Below are 19,984 nucleotides of genomic sequence, written 5' to 3'. Positions count from 1 at the left end.
CTGTTTCCCGCCGCGCAACGCGGCGGATTTTTGTGGGCGCGTGACGCGCCCGACAGCATTCGGAGTCAACTATGCATCGCGGCATTCAGGCGATTGAACACTTCATGGAATCCATCGGCCTGACCTGGCGCCCCGGCTCGACCGAAAGCGCCGAGCTGCGCGTCAGCTACCGCATCGGCAACACCCGTCCGCTGGGCATCGACCGCACCCTGGTCGAATTCCATTGCGATGCCAAGCGCCCCAAGGTCTGGGTGCCCGAGTTCTCGCGCACCAGCTTTCACCAATGGTTTGAAGTACCGTTCCAGGAATTCGAGTTCACCCCCGGCGGCTCGATGCTGAAGATCAAGGCCCCCGCGCGCGGCAACGCCCCCCCTTACAGCGTGGGGATCAAGCCGCTGGCTTGATGCGATAAATCCCCTGCCTGCGGCGCGCGCCGCAGGGCAAGCGGGCCAACATTGACTTGATCGGGCTCAGGTTCAAACCCGCTTGTACATGATCGTTGTCGCATCCACCTTGCCCGCGTCATGCGGGTCGCGACTGAAGCCGGGGATTTGTCCCACCGCGATATAGCCGGCCGACGTATACAAGGGTTCGGCGCTATCGCCGGTGCGGGTATCCAGGGTGATCAGGCTGCGGCCCAGCGTCACGGCCTGCGTTTCGGCTTCGGCAAGCAGGCGGCGGGCGATGCCGCGGCGGCGGAAGTCCGGATGGACCAGCAGCTTGCGGATCTCGGCCCGATGCGGTTGATTGGGCGGCGTATCGCAGTCCAGTTGCACGGCGCCGGCCAGGCGGCCGCCCTCGCGCGCGATCCACAACGACAAACCACCTTGCGCAACCGCGGGCAGTACTTTTGCCCGCCAGAAGGCATAGGCGTCGTCGGTCGAAAATGGCAGGACGAAGCTGACGCTGGCCCCGTCCTGCACGCAGGCGTGCAGCAGGCCGCCCAGTTCGGCCAGGCAGGCTTCTGCGGCGTCGGCCGTCAACAGGGACACTTCAAGGCGGTTGTTGTCTTGGGGCATGGTGGGCTCAGACGATGAACAGCAAATAGCGGGCGCCGCGTTGCGGCGGGGTAACGAACAGGCTGGCGCCGAACAGTTGGTAGCGCAGGCAATCGCCAGGCGCCAGGGTGTGCGACTGCCCATCCACGGTGATGCTCAATTCGCCTTCCAGCATCAGCAGATGATGTTCCAGGCCGGGCCGGGGCGATTGGTCGTAGGCAATGCGAGCGCCGGGCGCCAGTTCGCAGGCCAGGACTTCGCCGGCCAGTTGCTGCGCGGGCGGGGATACCGAACGGCGGCGAAAACCCGCGCTGTCGTCGACCCACACGGCCTGGGCGTGTTCGGGCACCAGCGGCGCGAAGTCGTCTTCCACCATCATCATCAGGCGCGACATGGTCAGGCCGTGCGCGGCGCACAGCTTGCCCAGCACGGCGGCGGTGGGGCTGACGTCGGCATTTTCCAGGCGCGACAAGGTGGCGCGGCTGACCCCCGCCAAGCCGGCAAGCTCGTCCAGGGACCAGCCGCGCTCATGCCGCAGCGCCTTCAGCCGCTGGGCGATGCGGCGGTCCAGATCAGTATCGACGGGTGCATTTTCCATATATGGGAATTTATCTCACATACGAAAAACCAGCAAGATCGGAACTTAAATAAAACTTCGGCACAATACGGCATGCCTTTGGCCAGAATCCTACTCATGTCCCTACTTTGCCTATCGTTTTTGGGCGGTTGCGCCCTGCCGCCGTTGGACAAGCGCAGCGAATCGCAGGCCTTGACGCCTGACGAGTCGCTCGCCACGCCGCTGGGTCGCGGCATTGCGCCGAAGGCGGCCGCCCATCCCGGAAAATCGGGTATCCATCCCTTGAGCGATGCCCATGACGCCTTTGCCGCCCGCATGATGCTGGCGCGCGCGGCCGAGCGCAGCCTGGATGTGCAGTACTACATCTGGCACAACGATATGACCGGCACCATGCTGCTGGAAGCGCTGCACGAAGCCGCCGACCGGGGCGTGCGCGTGCGCCTGCTGCTGGACGACAACGGCACCGCTGGTCTGGACAAGGTGCTGGCCGCGCTGGATACGCACCCCAATATTGAAGTGCGGCTATACAACCCTTTCGTGCTGCGCTGGCCGAAACCCTTGGGCTACCTAACGGATTTCAGCCGCTTGAATCGGCGCATGCACAACAAGTCATTCACCGCCGACAACCAGGCCACCATCATCGGTGGCCGTAACATCGGCGATGAGTATTTTGGGGCGGGCAGCGGGGTGTTGTTCGCCGACCTGGACGTGTTGGCGATCGGCGCAGCGGTCAATGATGTGTCGCGGGACTTCGACCGCTACTGGGCCAGCGATTCCGCCTACCCGGTGGACCGCTTGCTGAAGCCGGCCCTGCCCGGCGAACTGGAAGCGCTGGAGGAGCAGGCCAGCAAGGTCGAACGGTCGCCCGAGGCCGCCACGTATGCCCAGGCGCTGAAGCAGTTGCCCTTCATCCGGCAACTGTTGCAAGGCGAACTGGACCTGGAATGGGCCGAGACCCGCATGGTCAGCGACGACCCGCGCAAGACTCTGGGCACCGCGCCACGCGAAGCCATGCTGCCGCACCAGCTTTACGACATCATCGGCACGCCCACGCAAGACATGGAACTGGTGTCGCCCTATTTTGTGCCCACGGCCGACGGCACCCAGTCCTTTGCAAGGCTGGCGCGAAACGGGGTGAAGGTGCGGGTGCTGACCAATGCCCTGGAGGCCACCGACGTGGCAGTGGTGCACTCCGGCTACGCCAAGCGCCGCAAGGACCTGCTGGTCAGCGGCGTCGAGCTGTATGAAATGAAGCGCAAAGCGGGTGGGGCCGAGCGCAACAAGAGCATGGGGCCGTTTGGGAGTTCGGGTTCCAGCCTGCACGCCAAGACCTTCGCGGTGGACGGTCAACGCATCTTCGTTGGCTCGTTCAACTTTGATCCGCGTTCGGCCATGCTGAACACCGAGCTGGGTTTTGTGATCGACAGCCCCACGATGGCCGGCCGCATTGCCGAGGCCTTTCAAGAAGAAGTACCCAAGGTAGCGTATCGGGTATGCCTGGACGAGCAAGGCAGCTTGTACTGGCTGGAACAGCGCGACGGCAAGACGCTGCGGCACAACACCGAGCCGGGCACGTCGGTGTGGAAGCGGTTCTCGGTGTGGTTCGTGTCGCTGTTGCCGCTGGAATCCATGCTGTGACGCCATCGCAACAAGCGGAGTTCACGGCGACGGCGGCGGACGTAGACTGATCTTTTCAGCCGCTGTTGTTCGGCCCCTGCGTTTCAGCCGCTGCCTTTCAGCCCAACACACGCCTTGCCCCCCATCATGCACGCCCCGCCCCGCCCGCCTTTGCCCGACCTGGACTGGACCGCCGTCACGCAGTCCCTGGACGCGCACGGCAATGCGATCTTGCCCGGCCTGTTGACCCCTGCCCAATGCACCGAGTTGGCCAATGCCTATTGCGCCACGGACCGCTACCGCAGCCGCATCGTGATGGCGCGACATGGCTTCGGGCGCGGCGAATATCAGTACTTTTCGTACCCGCTGCCGCCCCTGCTGCAAGACCTGCGCACCGCGCTGTACCCCCGCCTGGCGCCCATCGCCAACCGGTGGAACCGGCAGATGGGTATCGCCGTGCAATACCCCGATGATCACGCCACCTTTTTGCAACGTTGCCACGACGCCGGGCAACGGCGGCCCACGCCCTTGATCCTGCAATACGGCCCCGGCGACTACAACTGCCTGCATCAAGACCTGTACGGTGAACACGTGTTTCCCCTGCAAGTGGCGGTGCTGCTGTCTCGCCCGGGTGTTGATTTCACGGGCGGCGAATTCGTCATGCAGGAAACCAGCAGCCGCGAGCAGCGCGCCGAGGTGCTGTCGCTGCAACAAGGCGACGCGCTGATCTTCACCGTGAACCAGCGGCCCGTGCCGGGTACGCGCAGTTGGCGCAAGGTGGCGATGCGGCACGGCGTGAGCGCTTTGCGCAGCGGCCGCCGCCATACGCTGGGCCTGATCTTTCACGACGCACAGTAACCGCACGCCATGACGCTGGAACTGTTCAACGACGAAGACACCGCCCAGCACGGCCGCGAGCAGATCGGCCCGCAATCTTTCGTGCTGCGCGGGTTTGCACTGCCCTACACGGACGCGCTGCTGCAAGGCGTGGACGCAGTGGCCGCGCAATCGCCGTTTCGCCACATGCACACGCCGGGCGGCTACACCATGTCTGTGGCGCTGACGAATTGCGGAACCCTGGGTTGGACGTCGGACGCGCACGGCTACCGCTACACGCGCATCGACCCGCTATCCGGCCAGCCCTGGCCCGATCTGCCCGACGCCTTTCTGCGGCTGGCGCAGGCCGCCGCGGCCGATGCGGGCTTCCCGGCCTTTACCCCCGATGCCTGCCTGGTAAACCGCTACGAACCCGGCTCGCGCCTGTCGCTGCACCAGGACAAGAACGAACGCGATTACGACGCGCCCATCGTGTCGGTGTCGCTGGGCATGCCCGCCCTGTTCCTGTTCGGCGGCCACGCGCGCACGGACAAGGCCGCGCGGGTGCCGTTGTTGCATGGCGACGTCGTCGTCTGGGGCGGGGTGGACCGGCTGCGCTATCACGGCGTGCTGCCGATGAAGGACGCGCCTCACCCCCGGCTGGGCAGCCAACGGGTCAATTTCACCCTGCGCAAGGCGGGTTGAGCCTGGCGGCCGCCCACCCCGGGGCCATTGCGCAGGGCCAATTGAGGGAAAAGCGGCGCGGCCGGGTTAGCATAGCCGCACGCTTAACCTCAAAGAGAGTCCTGACATGCATTCGCTGGGCCGTCTCGTCCTTCTCGTGAACGACTACGACACCGCCATTTCCTTCTATCAAGACAAGCTGGGCATGGAGGTGTTCGCAGATATGCCCGTGGGCCAGCAGCGCTACGTGCACCTGCGCCTGCCGTCCCAGCCCGCCGTGGGCGTCTGGCTGTTGCAAGCCCTGACCCAGGCGCAACGCGACCGCGTCGGCGACCAGACCGGCGGCCAGCCGGTTGGGGTGTTCTACACCGACGACGTCATGCGCGACCACAGCAACTTCACCGCGCGCGGGGTGCGCTTCACCAAGGAGCCCATCCATGACGACACCACCATTTATGCCCACTTCATTGACCTGTACGGCAATGAATTCATACTGGTGCAAATGAAGCGCCCCTAGCGCTCCTGGCGCCAGGCAAGACCGCCATGACCCTGGCCAACCCGAAACAGGACTGGATTCTCCGCGCGGCCACCTCCGGCCACGTCGAGCGCATCGAAGCCTATTTCGGTGGTCATGGCTACGACATGCCCGCGCAAGCCGGCAAAACCTGCAAAACCTGCAAGAACGTACAAGACGCGATGCCCGTCGCGCCCTAATCTGTACCTCTCTCTTCTTGTCCAGGTTCCACCATGCCCCCCATTTCCGCCATCAATATCGCCGGCAAGCTTGCGTTGTTTTCCGAGCACTGGCGCCCCAAGGTCATCGCGCAGATGAACGACTACCAATTCAAGGTGGTCAAGGTGCAAGGCGACTTCGTCTGGCACAGCCATGCCGATACCGACGAAACCTTCATCGTAATCAGCGGCCGATTGCGCATCGACCTGCGCGACGGCCATATCGACCTGGGGCCCGGCGACATGACCGTCATCCCCAAGGGCGTGGAACACAAACCCTGTGCTGTCGAAGAAGCGCATCTGATGCTGGTGGAACCCTGCGGCGTGCCCAATACCGGCGACCAGGGCGGCGAGCGCAGTGCGCCAAACGACGTCTGGATCTTTCCCCCGTGATTCTGCTACCGTGAATTCCCCCCAGGAGGACACCATGCCCAAAGTCATGCTCGTTACCGGCGGCAGCCGTGGCATCGGCGCCGCCGTCGCCAAGCTGGCCGCGCGCCGCGGCTACGCGGTCGGCATCAATTACCGCACCCACTCGGACGCCGCCGACGCCGTCGTGGCCGAGATCCAGCAGGCGGGCGGCACCGCGCTGGCCATCCAGGCCGACGTGTCGCAGGAAGATGATGTGCTGCACATGTTCCGCACGCTGGACGAGCGACTGGGCCGCATCGATGCCCTGGTCAACAACGCCGGCATCCTGGAAACGCAGATGCGGCTGGACCAGATGGAAGCCGACCGCCTGCTGCGCGTGCTGTCCACCAACGTCATCGGCGCTTTCCTGTGCGCGCGCGAAGCCGTGCGCCGGATGTCGACGCGCCATGGCGGCCAGGGCGGCGCCATCGTCAACGTGTCGTCGGCGGCGGCGCGCCTGGGTTCGCCCAATGAATACGTGGACTACGCGGCCTCCAAGGGCGCGCTGGACACGATGACCATCGGGCTGTCGAAAGAGGTGGCGCCCGAAGGCATCCGCGTGAACGGCGTGCGCCCCGGCACCATCTACACCGACATGCACGCAAGCGGCGGCGAGCCGGGCCGGGTGGATCGGCTGAAAAGCGTGATCCCGCTGCGGCGCGGCGGCTCGGTGGAAGAAGTGGCCGGCGCCGTCATGTGGCTGTTTTCCGAAGAAGCCGGCTATACCAGCGGCTCGTTCATCGACGTCTCCGGCGGTACGTGAAGCCTGGCCGAGCGGCTCGGCTCCGCTCGGCCAGGCTAGGCCAGACTTGGCATGGCATGGCTGGGCTGGGCTGGGGCTTGACGGGTCTGGCCGGGACGTCAGCCGTTGCCGCGAGGCTTGTCGTCGGTGGCGATGACGCCCTTTTTTTCCGGGCCGTCGGAAATGCGCGCCTCGACGCGGCGCAGCACCGCCAGCACGAACAACGCCAACAAGGTGCTGACCAGCGCCGTGGCTTCGCGGCCCATGCCTGCCGCCACGCCGATGGCGGCGGTCATCCAGATGCTGGCCGAGGTGGTCAGCCCGTGGATCTCGCGTTCATCGCTGAGCTTGATGATGGCGCCCGCGCCCAGAAAGCCGATGCCGGCGATCACGCCCTGCAACACCCGGCTGATGTCGCCGACTTCCATGCCGCCCTGCAAGGGCACCAATACAAAAATGGCCGCGCCCAGCGCGACCAGCATATGAGTACGCAGGCCCGCGGCCTTGCCGCTGCGCTCGCGCTCAAAACCCAGCAGGCCACCCAGGATCACGGCCATGCCCAAGCGCAACACAATGCGCGTGGCTTCGCCGACATCCGGAATATCCGCGAATTCGCTACGCACGGTGGACCAGATTTCAAACCAGACTTCCGCCATCTGTTGCATCCTGAAAGGCACGGGTTGAAGAGTGTGGGGGTGAAGGCAACAAGGTCAACGTGATGAGGTGGGTCGAGCATAGCAGGCGCGGCCGCGCCCGCGCCATGTCCGCGCTGGCACCGGCCGCACAACTGGTTTACAACCAATGCGTGCACCGCGCGTGCGGGCGTGACACCACAGGAGCCATACATGGACTTGCAGCTTGACGGAAAGCGTGTGTTGATCACGGGGGCATCCAAGGGCATCGGCCTGGCCTGCGCCGCGGCCTTCGCGCGCGAGGGCGCCGACCCGATTCTGGTGGCGCGCGACGATGCGGCGCTGCATCACGCCACGGCATCCATCCTTGAACAAAGCGGCCGCGCGGCGCATGCCATCACGCTGGACCTGGCCCTGCCCGGCGCGGCGGAAAAGCTGGCCAAGGAAACCGGGCCCATCGACATACTGGTCAACAACGCGGGCGCGGTACCGGGCGGCGCACTGGACCAGGTGCAAGACGAGCGCTGGCGCGCGGGGTGGGAACTGAAGGTACACGGCTACATCAGCCTGGCGCGCTGCTACTACCCCCACATGCGCGAGGCGGGCGCGGGCGTCATCGCCAACATCATCGGCATGGCGGGCGCGGCGCCGCGCGCGGACTACATCTGCGGCGCGGCGGCCAATGCCTCATTGATTGCGTTCACCCGCGCGCTGGGTGGCGAAGCGCCGCGCCACGGCGTGCGTGTCTTTGGCGTCAACCCTTCGCGCACGCGAACCGACCGCGTGCTGACGCTTGCCCGGCAACGCGCGCAAGCGCGCTGGGGCGACGAGACGCGGTGGCAGGAAACGCTGTCGGACCTGCCCTTCAACCGGCTGATGGAACCCGACGAAGTGGCCGACATGATTGTGTTCGGCGCGTCGCCGCGCGCCGGTTACCTGAGCGGCACCGTGATTGACCTGGACGGCGGCGAGCAATACGCCAATTACGCGAAGTAACGCGGCGGACGGCGCTTGGCCGGCGTGTCGGGCCGCGCTTGCGTCGCGCTTAGTCGCTTAGGTCGTGCTTAGGTCGCGCTTAAGTCCACGCTTAATCGCGTTTGGGCAGCGTTTGACCTGGCCAGATAAATCAGCGCGCGGCGGCTTGCCAGCCCGCCAGCAGCGCGGGCAGTTGCGTCATGTCGGTGAACACGTGAGCCACGCCCACATTGCGCAGCGCCTCGGCGCCGCTGTGGCCGTTGGCGTCGGGGCTGTAGCCGAACACCGTGGCGCCCGCGGCCACCCCGGCGGTGGCGCCGGTGACCGTGTCTTCAACAATGGCGCAGCGCTTGGGGTCAACACCCAGCGCTTGCGCGGCCGCCAGGTACACGTCCGGAAACGGCTTGCTGCGCGGCATCTCGTGACCGCTGAAAACGCGGCCGTCAAAACACGCCGCGATACCGACCTTGGCCAATTGCAGTTCCACCTTGTGGCGGTCGGCGCCGGACGCCACGGCGATGCGGCCGTCCAGCGTGCGGTGCAAGGCGCGCACCGCGTCGGGCGCGCCGGGAATTTCCAGCAGGTCGCGATCCAGCGCGGCGTTGCGGCGCTGGCGGAATTCGCCGAACCAGTCGGGTCCCAGTTTGGCGCCGGTTCGCGCCTCAATCATCGGCAGCTCGTCCTTGACGGCTTTGCCCGTGAAGATGCGCATGGTTTCTTCGTGGGTGATGTCCCAGCCCAGCTCGTTCAGCATCTGGGCCAGCACATGGCTGGTGATGGGTTCGGAATCAACCAGCACGCCGTCACAATCGAACAGCACGGCGTCAAACGGAAAATCAGTCATGGGGCGGGCGCAATCAGGGGGTTCATGAAGCGGGTAAGCATACTTCATGGTTCGGGGCCAACCTTGTGGCCCGCCCCGGCCGCAAGCTTCGGAGTGACGCGCACGGCAGCGCGCGATTAAGCTGGCTGATCGGGTATGCCGCGCGTTTTTACAACCCTTGCTGCCGCTGGTATCGCCGCGCTTTATGCCGCGCTTTATGCCGCGCTTTCCGCCTCCCTTTTCGCAATGACAACCCCGCCATGACTTCCCTCTTAGCCGCGCCGCCCCACCTGCCGCTGGACCGCTACGACTGGCCCCTTATCGGCCAACAGTTGAACGCAGAAGGTTGGGCGCTGTTGCCCGGTCTCTTTCCGCAGGAGGCCGCGCGCAAGCTCGCTCAATCCGATAGCACCGCCACGCTTGAAGCGCTGCGGGCATCGTTGTACCGCCGCCTGCTGCCCATCGCCCGCGCCTGGGCGGACGCACTGCAACAAGACGCGCCGTATCCCGATGACTTCACCCTCTGGATGCAACACAACCGCAACGCGGGCCAGACCCGCCCCTTGTCCGCCATCCAGCGGCTGGGGCAGGACGACTACCAAGCGCTGACGCAGCACGCGGACGGAGATGCTGTGTTTCCGTTGCAGCTTGTCGCCCTGCTGTCCGATCCGGACACCGCATTTGCCGGCGGCGAATTCGTCATGACCGAGCAACGCCCTCGCATGCAATCGCGCCCTATGGTGCTGCCCTTGCGCTGCGGTGACGCGGCGGTAATCGCGGTGTCGCACCGCCCGGTGCGGGGCGCCAATAACGTGTATCGGGTCACCGCGCGGCAGGCGATCAGCCGGGTGCGCGCCGGGCAGCGCGTGGGGCTGGAACTAGTGCTGCACGACGGGCGTTGATGGCGCGATCCGCTCAATTTTCCGCCGTGATGTGGCCGTCGGCGACCACCTTCGCAAACACCGCCGTCTGCGCCTTGATGAAGGCGCGGAATTCATCTTGGCTCATCGGCTGCACCTCGCCGCCCAGATCGCGGATGCTGGCCACGAATTTCTCATCGCGCAGGGCATGGTCGATGGCGCTGGCCAGCTTTTGCTGCACCTCGGGCGGCGTGCCGGCCGCCACGAATACACCGAACCAGTTTTCCAGCGCATAGTCCTTCAAGGGCGCGTATTCCGCCACGGCCGGGATGTCGGGCGCAAACGACGCGCGCTTGGCTGACGTCACCGCCAGCGGCTTGACCTTGCCGCTCTTGATGAAGGGCAAGGCGCCGGCCAGGCTGACGAAAGTCAGGTCGACGTTACCCGAGGCCACGTCGACCAGCTGCGCCGACGCGCCCTTGTACGGCACATGAACCATCTTGATACCCGCCAGCGACTGCAACAGTTCGCCGTTCAGGTGCTGGGGGTTGCCCACGCCGCTGGTGGCGTAGGTGAGCTTGTCGGGATGCGCGCGGCCATAGGCCACCAGTTGTTCCACATTGGCCACCGGCAGCGCCGGCGTGGCCAACAACACATTGGGCACCCGCGCGATCAATGCAATCGGCACCAGATCTTTCTCAGGCTGATATTGCATCTTGGTTTTGAACACCAGCGGGTTGATGGCGGTTTCGCCCGCCGACCCCAACAGCAAGGTGGTGCCATCCGGCGCCGAACGCACCACCGTCTGCGCGCCCAGCATGCCGCTGGCGCCCGGCTTGTTTTCCACCACCACGCCCTGCGGCATGTCGCCGCGCAGCCGTTCGGCCAGCAAGCGCCCCATGCCGTCCACCCCACCGCCCGCGGCGAAGGGCACGATCAGGGTGATGGGACGGCCCGCGTCGGCCGCATAGGCAGGGCTGAAAGGCGCGGCCACGGTCAGCGCCAAGGCCAGGGCAGCGCGAAGAAGTCGGTGATGGGGCATGGGTTGTCTCCTGAGGTGGCCTGTTCGTATGACGGCCGGGTTTTTACTTAATTGCATTTTATATGTTCAATATGCAAAACTTGCAGCTATGGAAAACACCAATGCCTTGTCGCGCCTTGCCCGTTTCACGCTGAACGGGGCCGCCCATACCTGCACGGACCTGCCCGCGATCTTCGGCGCGGAGTACTTCCGCCTGCCGGTTGTGCTGCGCCTGCTGCTGGAAAACGCGGTGCGCAACATGCAGGGCGATGAACGCGACGCCGCCGTGTCCGCGCTTTTGCGCTGGCTGGACCACGGCACCAGCGACGCCGAGATCGCTTTCCAGCCGGGCCGGGTGCTGATGCACGACACCACCAGCACGCCGGCCTTGGTGGACATCGCCGCCATGCGCGACGCGCTGGCTGAAGCCGGCCGCGACCCCGGCGTGCTGAACCCCGTGCTGCCCGTGGACGTCTCGGTGGACCATTCGCTGGCGGTCGAGGCTTACGCACAGGCCGACGCCGCCGCGCTGAACCTGAACCTGGAATTGCGCCGCAACACCGAGCGCTACCGTTTCCTGCGTTGGGCCTCCAAGGCGCTGTCCAACGTGCGCATCCACCCGCCGGGCACCGGCATCATGCACACCATCAACCTGGAGCAACTGGCCACCGTGGTGTGCCAGGGCGCCGACGGCGCGCTGTTTCCCGACATGATGATCGGCACCGACAGCCACACGCCCATGATCAACGGCATCGGCGTGCTGGGCTGGGGCGTGGGCGGGCTGGAAGCGCAGACCGTGATGTTCGGCATGCCTACGCTGTTGCGCATTCCGGATGTGATCGGCGTGCGCCTCACCGGCTCGCTAAGCCCGGGCGTCACAGCCACCGACCTGGCGCTGACCGTCACGCAACGCTTGCGCGCCATCGGCGTATCAGGCGAATTCGTGGAGTTCTTTGGCCCCGGCGTCAGCACGCTGTCGGCCGGCAGCCGCTGCGTGGTCGCCAACATGGCGCCCGAATACGGCGCCACCACCGGCTACTTTCCCATCGACGGCGCCACGCTGGACTATCTGCGACAAACGGGCCGCGGCGAGGCGCACATCGCGCGCGTGGCCGCCTATGCCGAACACGCCGGCATCGCGTTCGACCCGCAAGCCACGCCGCGCTACACCCGCGTCGTCGAGATTGCCCTGGACCAGGTCGGCATGCACGTGGCCGGCCCCAAGCGGCCGCAAGACCTGCACCCCTACGGGCAGACCAAAGCGATTCTGTCGACGCTGAACTTCCAGCCGGCCGCGCCCGCGCAAGGCGGCATGCCACGCTACCCCGTCGCCATCGCGGCCATCACCAGTTGCACCAACACGTCGGACCCGCGCTTGCTGATGGCAGCCGGGCTGCTGGCCCGCAAGGCACGACAGGCCGGCTTGCGCGTGCCGGCCTGGGTCAAGACATCGCTGGGCCCGGGCTCGCCCGCCGCCGCCGACTACCTGGCGCGCGCCGGCTTGCTGGACGACCTGGCGGCGGTGGGCTTTGACATCGTGGGCTATGGCTGCACCACCTGCATCGGCAATTCCGGCGCCCTGCCCGGCGCGGTGCGCAACGCCATGGCGGCCGGCGCGGTCCATCCGGTGGCGGTGCTGTCGGGCAATCGCAACTTCACCGGCCGTATCCACCCGGACCTGGACCTGGGGTTTCTGATGTCGCCGCCGCTGGTCATCGCCTTTGCGCTGGCGGGCGACGCCGAGCGCGACTTGAGCCTGGAGCCGGTGCAGACAACGGCCGATGGCCGCGCCGTTCACCTGCGCGACCTGTGGCCCGCTGACGCCGACATCGACGCCGCGCTGGCGCAAGGGCTACGGCCAGATGACTACCGCGCCGCCTTCAAGATCGCCAGCGCCAATCCCTCCTGGCAGGCCTTGCAATCGCCGGACAGTCCGCGTTTTCCGTGGGACCCGGCCTCCACCGCGCTGCGCCGCCCGCCCTTTGCGTCCACGGATGAAGCCGGCCAGTTGGGCCATTACATTGCCCACCCGCTGCTGGTGCTGGGCGACGACGTCACCACCGACCACCTGTCGCCCGCCAGCGCCATTCCGCCCGACAGCCTGATCGCCGACTTTCTCGTGGCGCGCGGCGACGACCGCAACGACCTGAACGTGTTTGCGTCCCGACGAGGCAATTGGGAAGTCATGATGCGGGCCGCGTTCTACAGCAAGAGCCTGGTGAACCGGCTCTGCCCCGACGCGCCCGTGGGTCACACGCGGCATGCACCCAGCGGCCGCGTGCAACCCATCTGGGACGCCGCCGCGCAGTACAGGCAGGACCAGCAGCCGGTGGTGTTGCTGGCCGGCGCGCGCTTTGGCACGGGGTCTTCGCGCGACTGGGCCGCCAAGGGCCAGCGGCTGCTGGGCATCCGCGCGGTGCTGGCCGTGAGCGTTGAACGTATCCACCGTTCGAATTTGATCGGCATGGGCATCCTGCCGCTGCGCCTGCCTGACGGCGTCACGCCCGACACGCTGGCCGTGCAATCCGGCGACCGCATTGAAATCGACGCGCCGGCCGGTGCGCTGGCGCCACGAATGCCGGTGCCGATACGCATTCTGCGGGCCGACGGAACGGTGGATGCGCTGCAAGCCACGGCCGCCGTCGAAACGCAGTTGGAGGTGCGTCTGTTGCGGATGGGAGGCGTCATTCCCGCTATCCTGTCGGATATCCTCCGGCCGGGCACGCCCCCGCCGGCAACGACCTCGCCTGCAATGACCCCATGAGCGCGCAGACCAACACCGTCACCAAAATCCTGGAATTGATCCGGCAAGACCGCCTGCAAGGCGGCGCGCACCTGACCGCGCAAAAATTGGCCGACCGCCTGCGCCTGTCGCGCTCGCCGGTCAACGATGCGCTGGGTGTGCTGGAGCAGCACGGCATCGTGGCGCGCAAACCCAACCGTGGCTACTTTCTGCGGCAAGACTTCGACGCCCTGCCCGACGCCCCCGCCGACCTGGCGGAACTGGCGCCGCCTTCGGCCGACGACATCGTCACGCAAAGCTATTTCAAGCTGGCCGACGAGCTGCTGCGCGGCCAACTGCCCATGCAATGCAGCGAGGCGCAGCTGCGCGTGCGTTACGCCCTGACCAATGCGCAAACGCAGGCGCTGTTGGCGCGGGTGTCGCAGGAGGGCTGGGCGCAGCGCCGGCCTGGCTATGGTTGGGAATTCTCGTCCATGATGACCACGCCCGACAGCCTGTTGCAGTCGTACCGCCTGCGCCTGGCGCTGGAGCCGGCCGCCCTGCTGGAACCCACGTTCCGCATCGAGAAAAGCGTCATCGAACGCTGCCGCGCGGCGGAACGACATCTGCTGGAAGGCGGTATCGCCACCGACACGGCCGACCAGTTGCACGAGCGCGGCGTGCGTTTTCATGAGTCGCTGGTCGAGGCGTCCGGCAACCCGTTCTTCATCGACACGATCAAGCGCGTCAACCGCGTGCGCCGCCTGTTGTCGTACCGCTCGATGCAGGACCGCAGCCGCTATCAGCAGCATTGCGATCAGCATCTGGCCATTCTTGATTTGCTGGAACGCGAACGCAACGACGAGGCCGCGGCCGCCTTGTCCAGCCACCTGCGCAGCACGCTGGACAATCTGGCGCGCATCAGCGGCATCCTGGTTTCCCCGGCCTGAAACGCGAGCAGACGCGATGACAAGCGCGATGACATACGCGATGGCAAGCCGGGCCCTTTTGTTTTCCTGGTCAAAGGCAAGCCCATGCACGTCTATATCGGCTCTCGCACCACACGCGAACGCAATGCGCGCGGCGACGGCATCAGCGTCTACACCTACGACACGGACAGCGGCGCGCTGACGCTCACGCAAGTGGTCGGCGGCCTGGTCAACCCGTCCTACCTGCTGCCGCATCCGGCGCTGCCCGTGCTGTACACCGTGCACGGCGACAGCCAGGAACTCAGCGCGCTGCACCGCGACCCGAAGACCGGCGCGCTCACGCCGTGGCATCAACAGCCCTGCCAGGGCCGCAACCCGGTGCATCTGGCCCTGGCTCCGTCCGGGCACTATCTGATGGTGTCCAACCACCTTAGCGGCACCTTGGCCGCACTGCCCGTGGCGCACGACGGCGCGCTGGGCAGCGTTACGCAAACCGTGGCCATGCCGGGCGAACCCGGTCCGCATCGCAAAGAGCAGCCATTCGCCAAGCCGCACTACAACGTGGTGGACCCCACCGGACGCTACGTGGCGGTGCCCGACAAAGGGCTGGACCGCGTGTTCCTCTTTGCGCTGGACGAGCACGGCATCGGCGCGCAGCCGCACAGCGTGGCAAACAGCCGCGAAGGCGCCGGCCCGCGTCATGCGGTGTTCCACCCCACCGGCCGCTGGCTGTACGTGGTGAACGAACTGGACAACACCGTGGCCGCCTATACGCTTGCGGAGGGCGCGTTGCGGCCCTTCCAGGTGCTGCCGACGCTGCCCGACACCTATACCGGCAACAGCCGCGCGGCCGGCATCGCGCTGGACGCGCAGGGCCGCCACCTGTATGTGTCAAACCGGGGCGACGACAGCATCGCCGTGTTTCGCGCGGACCCGGCCAATGGCCGCTTGACGCCGGTGCAGCACGTGCCGTCGGGCGGCAAGACGCCCCGCTTTTTCACGCTGTCGCCCGATGGCCGCTTCCTGTTCGCCTTGAACGAAGACAGCGACACGCTGGTGCGCTTTGCGGTCGATGCACAAGACGGCACGCTGACGCGCGACGGCGATGAGGTCCGCGTGGGCAGCCCTGTCTGCATGGTGTTTGCCCGCCCCCAGGCCTGATGCCGCGCGGTGCGTCTGACGTGCAGGGCGCCTGCACGCCAGCCCCTGGCGCCCGTCAGAAATCCATCGACGCCGACAACATCAGTGTGCGCGGCACGCCTTGCGAGATCGTGCCGTAGGATGCCACGCCGGACCAGTACGCGCGGTTGGTCACGTTGACGAGGTTGGCCCGCAAGGTCACGTCCTTGCCCTGGACCCGCGTGGCGTATCGCGCGCCCAGGTCGAAGGTGGTCCATGACGGCACCGATTGCGTGTTGGCCTGGTTGATATATTCGCGCCCGGTGTAGACCATGCCGCCCGTCAGCGTCAGGCCCGCCACCCACGGCGTGTCCCATTCGGCGCTGAGGTTGGCCGAGAACCTGGGCACGCCCACCGGCTGGTTGCCCAGCGTAGCGGCGCTGTTGGTGCGCGTGAGTTCGGCGTCCAGCCAGGTCACGCCCCCCAACAGGCGCAGGCCGCGCAGGGGCTCGCCGGACAGGTTCATTTCCAGGCCACGATTGCGCTGTTCGCTGTCCGCGCCGTACACGCCGTTGGTCAACTGGCCGCTGGGCTTGGTGATTTCAAAGGCGCTCAGGCTCAGCATCGCGCTGTCGAACTCCACCTTCACGCCCACTTCCTTCTGCCTGGCCTTGTAGGGCTTGAACACCTGGCCGGCGTTGGACGCCGTGGCGGGCGCCACATCGCCTTTGCTCAGGCCTTCGACGTAGTTGGCGTACAGCGAGACATGGCTCCAGGGCTTGACGACCAGGCCGGCCAGCGGCGTGGTGGCGCTTTCGTCATAGCTGACGGTGCGCACGCCCGTCACCGCATTGAAGTTGCGCGACTCGATGCGCTGCTGACGCAGGCCCAGCGTCAGTTGCGCGCGTTCGTCCAGGATGCTCATCGTGTCGGCCAGCGCCAGGCCGGACAGGTCCGACGACGAGACCTTGGGCACGTTGCGCGGCGCGGGAATGTGCTGCTCGGGGCGGGTAATGGGGTGGTAGATGTTGGACGTCAGCGGCGTGCCCAACACGCTGGCCTGCAGGTTGCGGTCGCTGTACAAGCTGCCCATGAAGCTGATCGCGTGGCGCACGGGGCCGGTGTCCAGCTTGGCGCGCAGGCCGGCGTTGTACGTGCTGCGTTCAACCTTGAAGCGGAAATTGTTCGGCGTCACCAGCGTGTCGCCGGCGCCGTTCACGATGGTGGGCGTCTGGTCCGACAGGCGCGACACAACGGTGTCCGAGCCGCCCGCGTCGGCGAACACGGTCAGGCGGTCGCTGATGTCGTATTCCACGCGCAGCAGCGCCGACTGGCCGTCGGACTTCCACCAGCCCCAGGGCTGCGTGGCGTTGCGGCGGCCATCGGCCGCGCGCGGCACGTCTATCCCGGATGCCACCAGGAACGGGCGCGTCGGGGCGTCCACTTTTTCGTGCTGCGTCAACAGGTCCAGCGACGCGCGCAGGCGCTCGCCCTGGTAGTCCAGCGACAAGGCGCCGATGTCGGTGCGCGAATACAGGTTGTCCAGCGGCGTGTCGCCCTGGCGATGCATGCCGTTGACGCGCACGCCCCATTCGCCGTCGTTGCCGAAGCGCCGGCTCAGGTCCACGCGGCCGCCAAACTGCGAACTGCCCACGTAGTCGGCGGACAGCCGCGTCAGGTCTTGCGGCAGCGAACGCTTGGGCACCATGTTGATCACGCCGCCCACGCCGCTGTTGGGCGACATGCCGTACAGCAAGGCGGCCGGGCCTTTCAGCACTTCCACCCGTTCGATGTAGTCGGTGAAGACGTGATAGTTGGGCGCCACGCCATAGACGCCGTCGAACGCGATTTCGCCCAGGTTGCCTTCGCCGATGGGAAAGCCGCGAATGTAGAACGAGTCGGTCACGCCGCCGATCTGCCCGGTAAAGCGCACGGACGGCTCGGCGTTCAGCGCGTCGGCCAAGGTCACCGCCTGGCGGTTGGCCAGCAATTCCGAGGTGTAGCTGGTGATGTTGAACGGCGTGTCCATGACGTCGCGGTTGCCCAGGAAGCCCATGCGGCCGCCGCGCGCCACCTGACCGCCCGCGAATTCCGGCGGCAAGCTGGACGCACTGACGACCGATCCCGCCACCGTGATGCTGGGCAGCAGCGTGGCCGCGCCGCCCTCTGCCTGGGGCAGCTTCTGCAAGGAATACGCGCCCGCGCCCTGTTCCGCTACCGCGTAGCCGGAACCCCCAAGCAATTGCGCGAACCCTTCGCGCACGGTGTACGAACCCGACAGCCCTGCACTGCGCTGGCCCGCCAGCAAGGCCGGGTCGAACGACAGCGGCGCGCCCGCCGCCGCCGCGAACTGCGCCAGCACATCGCCCAGCGAACCCGCGCCAATTGCGTAGGACTTGCGCGCATCGGCGGCCGCCGCGACGCCAGCGGCTTCGGCGGCGCTGACCGACGCGGGCGCGCCCGACACGGCCAGCAGCATCAAGCCCATACCGGCGGACTGCATCATGGCCGCCACGGGCGACAGGGCGGCCATGCCACGGGGCAGGCGCTGCGAATGGGAATTTCGGGAAACCATGAAACGATCCTTCGTAGGGGACGGGGTGGCTCGCGTGTCGCGACGATTCACCCGGTACACCGGACGAGGCGCAGAAAAGGCTCAAACCAATGGCGATTAATTTGTAACGCCCGCGCGTGGCGCGACCGTGGTCCAGAAAGGCGTCACGCGGCTTATCCGCACCGGCAGGGTTTTTTCCAACAGGCGCAGGCTGCCGTCGATATCGGCCAAAGGGAATGCGCCCGACACGCGCAGCCCGGCCACGGCCGGATCGCAACGCAGCACGCCCCGGCGATAACGGCCCAGTTCATCCACCAGGTCGGCCAAGCGCCAATTGCGCACCGCCAACATGCCCTGCTCCCATGACGCGGACACGGCGTCCACCGTCGTCATGGGCGCCACCTGGCGCGCGGTGAACACCGTGTGCTGCCCGGCGGGAAGGATGACCGCCGCAACGTCCGCGTCTTGCGGCTGGATCTGGACGGCGCCTTCAAACACCGCCACGCGAATGCTGCCGCCGTCGTCGCGCACCATGAAGCGCGTGCCCAGCGCGCGTATCGTGCCCTGCGAGGTATGCACGATAAAGGGCCGATACACGGGCGACGGATCGTGGCCCGTGGTCAGCAATATTTCGCCCGCGCGCAGCCACAGCACGCGCGCGTCGGCGGTGTATTGGATGTCGACCGCGCTGGCCGTGTTCAACACCAGCCGCGTGCCGTCGGCCAGATCCATCTGGCGCCGTTCGCCCGTGGCGGTGCGCGCATCCGCCGCCCATTCGCGCCAAGGCAACATGCGCCAGCCGGCCAGCGCCGCCGGCCCCAGCACCAGCAGCGCACCCAGTGCGCGCAGGGCTTGCCGGCGGCCGGCGCGGCGGGAATGCTGATCGGCCCGACGCAAGGTGTCACGCACGATGTCGGGCGGCACCTGCCCAAAGCCGCGCAGCATGTCTTCCACCCGCGCCCAGGCCGCGCCATGCGCCGCGCTGCGCGTGCGCCAACGGTCGAAGGCGGCGCGGTCGGCGGCGGACAATGTTTCGGATTGGAAGCGCACCAGCCAGCCGGCCGCCTGTTCCAGAATGGCGGGGTCGATGGCGGGATGGGTCGCGGGATGGCTCGCGGGATTCGTTGCAGGATTCGTTGCGGGGTTAGAGGCGCCTGTCATGCCGCATGCACCTGATAGGCGATCAGGCACGCCGTCAGCGCGCGCTGCATATGGCGCTTGACGGTGGCCAGCGACACCCGTTCCCGCACCGCGATGTCGGCATACGCCATGCCATCGAACTGCGACAACAGGAAGATGCTGCGCGTCTTCGTGGGCAGGGTCCGCAAGGTGGCGTCGATGGCGTGCAGGGTTTCAAGAATTTGCGCGCGCACTTCGGGCGACGGCGCCTCGCGCGCGGGCAGGCAGGCAATGGCAGCCAGATAAGCCTCTTCCAGCGCGCGGCGGCGCCAGTGGTCCACGACCAGGCCCTTGGCGATATGGGTCAGCAAGGCGCGCGGCTCGGGTCCCGCGTCGTGGCGGCGCGCGCTGATCAGGCGGACAAAGGTGTCGTGCGCCAGGTCGGCGGCGTCAAACGAGTTGCCCAGCTTCTTGCGCAACCACATCGACAGCCAGCTGTGATGGTCACGATAGAGCTTCGTGACGGAATCGGTGGCGTGGGGTTCAAAGGCAGACAAGACGCACCTGGCGCAATATTGCAAATGGGAACGATTTCTATTTTATCTGCTTTTTTTCCGCCACCCACGCCCTGTTAAAAAACCTGCCGCCGCCTT

Annotated in this window: 21 protein-coding genes; 13 read left to right on the top strand and 8 right to left on the bottom strand. The window is 66.6% G+C overall.

Annotation, left to right across the window (positions count from 1 at the left end; translation table 11 throughout):
* Positions 1–71: 71 nt before the first annotated feature.
* Positions 72–404, top strand: a complete 333-nt coding sequence (locus CVS48_RS12335; protein ID WP_100854710.1) for a hypothetical protein — start codon at positions 72–74, stop codon at positions 402–404.
* A gap of 72 nt (positions 405–476) precedes the next feature.
* Here the strand turns inward: CVS48_RS12335 and CVS48_RS12330 are convergent, their stop codons facing one another.
* A complete protein-coding gene (locus CVS48_RS12330) occupies positions 477–1,019 on the bottom strand; it encodes a GNAT family N-acetyltransferase (RefSeq protein ID WP_100854709.1) in 543 nt (180 codons plus the stop codon).
* 7 nt (positions 1,020–1,026) lie between these two features.
* A complete protein-coding gene (locus tag CVS48_RS12325) occupies positions 1,027–1,596 on the bottom strand; it encodes a helix-turn-helix domain-containing protein (protein ID WP_100854708.1) in 570 nt (189 codons plus the stop codon).
* A gap of 72 nt (positions 1,597–1,668) precedes the next feature.
* Here CVS48_RS12325 and CVS48_RS12320 point away from each other — a divergent pair, with 72 nt between their 5' ends.
* The 7 genes from CVS48_RS12320 to CVS48_RS12290 all read left to right on the top strand — a co-directional run bounded on the left by CVS48_RS12320 (position 1,669) and on the right by CVS48_RS12290 (position 6,598).
* Positions 1,669–3,213, top strand: coding sequence for a phospholipase D family protein (locus CVS48_RS12320; protein WP_100854707.1), 1,545 nt, complete (start codon positions 1,669–1,671; stop codon positions 3,211–3,213).
* Between the two features lie 126 nt (positions 3,214–3,339).
* The gene (locus tag CVS48_RS12315; protein ID WP_100854706.1) at positions 3,340–4,050 is read left to right on the top strand and encodes a 2OG-Fe(II) oxygenase; all 711 of its coding nucleotides are present in this window, start codon (positions 3,340–3,342) and stop codon (positions 4,048–4,050) included.
* Between the two features lie 9 nt (positions 4,051–4,059).
* The gene (alkB, locus tag CVS48_RS12310; protein WP_100854705.1) at positions 4,060–4,713 is read left to right on the top strand and encodes a DNA oxidative demethylase AlkB; all 654 of its coding nucleotides are present in this window, start codon (positions 4,060–4,062) and stop codon (positions 4,711–4,713) included.
* 106 nt (positions 4,714–4,819) lie between these two features.
* Positions 4,820–5,209 (top strand): VOC family protein, encoded by a 390-nt coding sequence (locus tag CVS48_RS12305; RefSeq protein WP_100854704.1) that lies wholly within the window; start codon positions 4,820–4,822, stop codon positions 5,207–5,209.
* Positions 5,210–5,235: 26 nt separating this feature from the next.
* On the top strand, positions 5,236–5,406 hold the full coding sequence (locus CVS48_RS29595) for a hypothetical protein (protein WP_242001295.1): 171 nt from the start codon (positions 5,236–5,238) through the stop codon (positions 5,404–5,406).
* Between the two features lie 33 nt (positions 5,407–5,439).
* The gene (locus tag CVS48_RS12295; RefSeq protein ID WP_100854703.1) at positions 5,440–5,817 is read left to right on the top strand and encodes a cupin domain-containing protein; all 378 of its coding nucleotides are present in this window, start codon (positions 5,440–5,442) and stop codon (positions 5,815–5,817) included.
* Between the two features lie 34 nt (positions 5,818–5,851).
* A complete protein-coding gene (locus CVS48_RS12290) occupies positions 5,852–6,598 on the top strand; it encodes an SDR family oxidoreductase (protein WP_100854702.1) in 747 nt (248 codons plus the stop codon).
* Positions 6,599–6,696: 98 nt separating this feature from the next.
* Here CVS48_RS12290 and CVS48_RS12285 read toward each other — a convergent pair whose 3' ends face one another.
* Positions 6,697–7,233, bottom strand: coding sequence for an MgtC/SapB family protein (locus CVS48_RS12285; RefSeq protein ID WP_100854701.1), 537 nt, complete (start codon positions 7,231–7,233; stop codon positions 6,697–6,699).
* A 189-nt stretch (positions 7,234–7,422) separates the two neighbouring features.
* On the opposite strand from CVS48_RS12285, the gene CVS48_RS12280 reads away from it, so the two are divergent.
* On the top strand, positions 7,423–8,205 hold the full coding sequence (locus CVS48_RS12280; protein WP_100854700.1) for an SDR family oxidoreductase: 783 nt from the start codon (positions 7,423–7,425) through the stop codon (positions 8,203–8,205).
* Between the two features lie 130 nt (positions 8,206–8,335).
* On the opposite strand, the gene CVS48_RS12275 is transcribed toward CVS48_RS12280, so the two are convergent.
* On the bottom strand, positions 8,336–9,028 hold the full coding sequence (locus CVS48_RS12275; RefSeq protein ID WP_100854699.1) for an HAD family hydrolase: 693 nt from the start codon (positions 9,026–9,028) through the stop codon (positions 8,336–8,338).
* Positions 9,029–9,267: 239 nt separating this feature from the next.
* Between CVS48_RS12275 and CVS48_RS12270 the strand changes: the two genes are divergently transcribed.
* Positions 9,268–9,909 carry a 2OG-Fe(II) oxygenase gene (locus CVS48_RS12270; protein ID WP_100854698.1) on the top strand — a complete coding sequence of 214 codons (642 nt, stop codon included), beginning with the start codon at positions 9,268–9,270 and terminating at the stop codon, positions 9,907–9,909.
* Between the two features lie 13 nt (positions 9,910–9,922).
* Here the strand turns inward: CVS48_RS12270 and CVS48_RS12265 are convergent, their stop codons facing one another.
* A complete protein-coding gene (locus CVS48_RS12265; RefSeq protein ID WP_100854697.1) occupies positions 9,923–10,909 on the bottom strand; it encodes a Bug family tripartite tricarboxylate transporter substrate binding protein in 987 nt (328 codons plus the stop codon).
* Positions 10,910–10,997: 88 nt separating this feature from the next.
* Here CVS48_RS12265 and acnA point away from each other — a divergent pair, with 88 nt between their 5' ends.
* The 3 genes from acnA to CVS48_RS12250 all read left to right on the top strand — a co-directional run bounded on the left by acnA (position 10,998) and on the right by CVS48_RS12250 (position 15,700).
* Complete coding sequence (gene acnA, locus CVS48_RS12260) at positions 10,998–13,652, top strand: aconitate hydratase AcnA (RefSeq protein ID WP_100854696.1); 2,655 nt, start codon at positions 10,998–11,000, stop codon at positions 13,650–13,652.
* A complete protein-coding gene (locus CVS48_RS12255; RefSeq protein ID WP_100854695.1) occupies positions 13,649–14,560 on the top strand; it encodes a GntR family transcriptional regulator in 912 nt (303 codons plus the stop codon). Before acnA ends, CVS48_RS12255 begins: the two co-directional genes overlap by 4 nt.
* An 84-nt stretch (positions 14,561–14,644) precedes the next feature.
* Entirely contained in the window at positions 14,645–15,700 is a 1,056-nt protein-coding gene (locus tag CVS48_RS12250) for a lactonase family protein (protein ID WP_100854694.1), read from the top strand.
* Between the two features lie 55 nt (positions 15,701–15,755).
* Here CVS48_RS12250 and CVS48_RS12245 read toward each other — a convergent pair whose 3' ends face one another.
* The 3 genes from CVS48_RS12245 to CVS48_RS12235 all read right to left on the bottom strand — a co-directional run bounded on the left by CVS48_RS12245 (position 15,756) and on the right by CVS48_RS12235 (position 19,888).
* Positions 15,756–18,233, bottom strand: a complete 2,478-nt coding sequence (locus CVS48_RS12245) for a TonB-dependent receptor (RefSeq protein ID WP_100854693.1) — start codon at positions 18,231–18,233, stop codon at positions 15,756–15,758.
* 96 nt (positions 18,234–18,329) lie between these two features.
* Positions 18,330–19,373 carry a FecR domain-containing protein gene (locus CVS48_RS12240; protein WP_100854692.1) on the bottom strand — a complete coding sequence of 348 codons (1,044 nt, stop codon included), beginning with the start codon at positions 19,371–19,373 and terminating at the stop codon, positions 18,330–18,332.
* On the bottom strand, positions 19,370–19,888 hold the full coding sequence (locus CVS48_RS12235; RefSeq protein WP_100854691.1) for a sigma-70 family RNA polymerase sigma factor: 519 nt from the start codon (positions 19,886–19,888) through the stop codon (positions 19,370–19,372). The genes CVS48_RS12240 and CVS48_RS12235 overlap by 4 nt, the downstream gene beginning before the upstream one ends.
* Positions 19,889–19,984 lie beyond the last annotated feature (96 nt).

It is taken from the genome of Achromobacter spanius, from assembly GCF_002812705.1.
Taxonomy (GTDB): domain Bacteria; phylum Pseudomonadota; class Gammaproteobacteria; order Burkholderiales; family Burkholderiaceae_B; genus Achromobacter; species Achromobacter spanius.
This window is presented reverse-complemented; position numbering and strand designations above follow the sequence as displayed.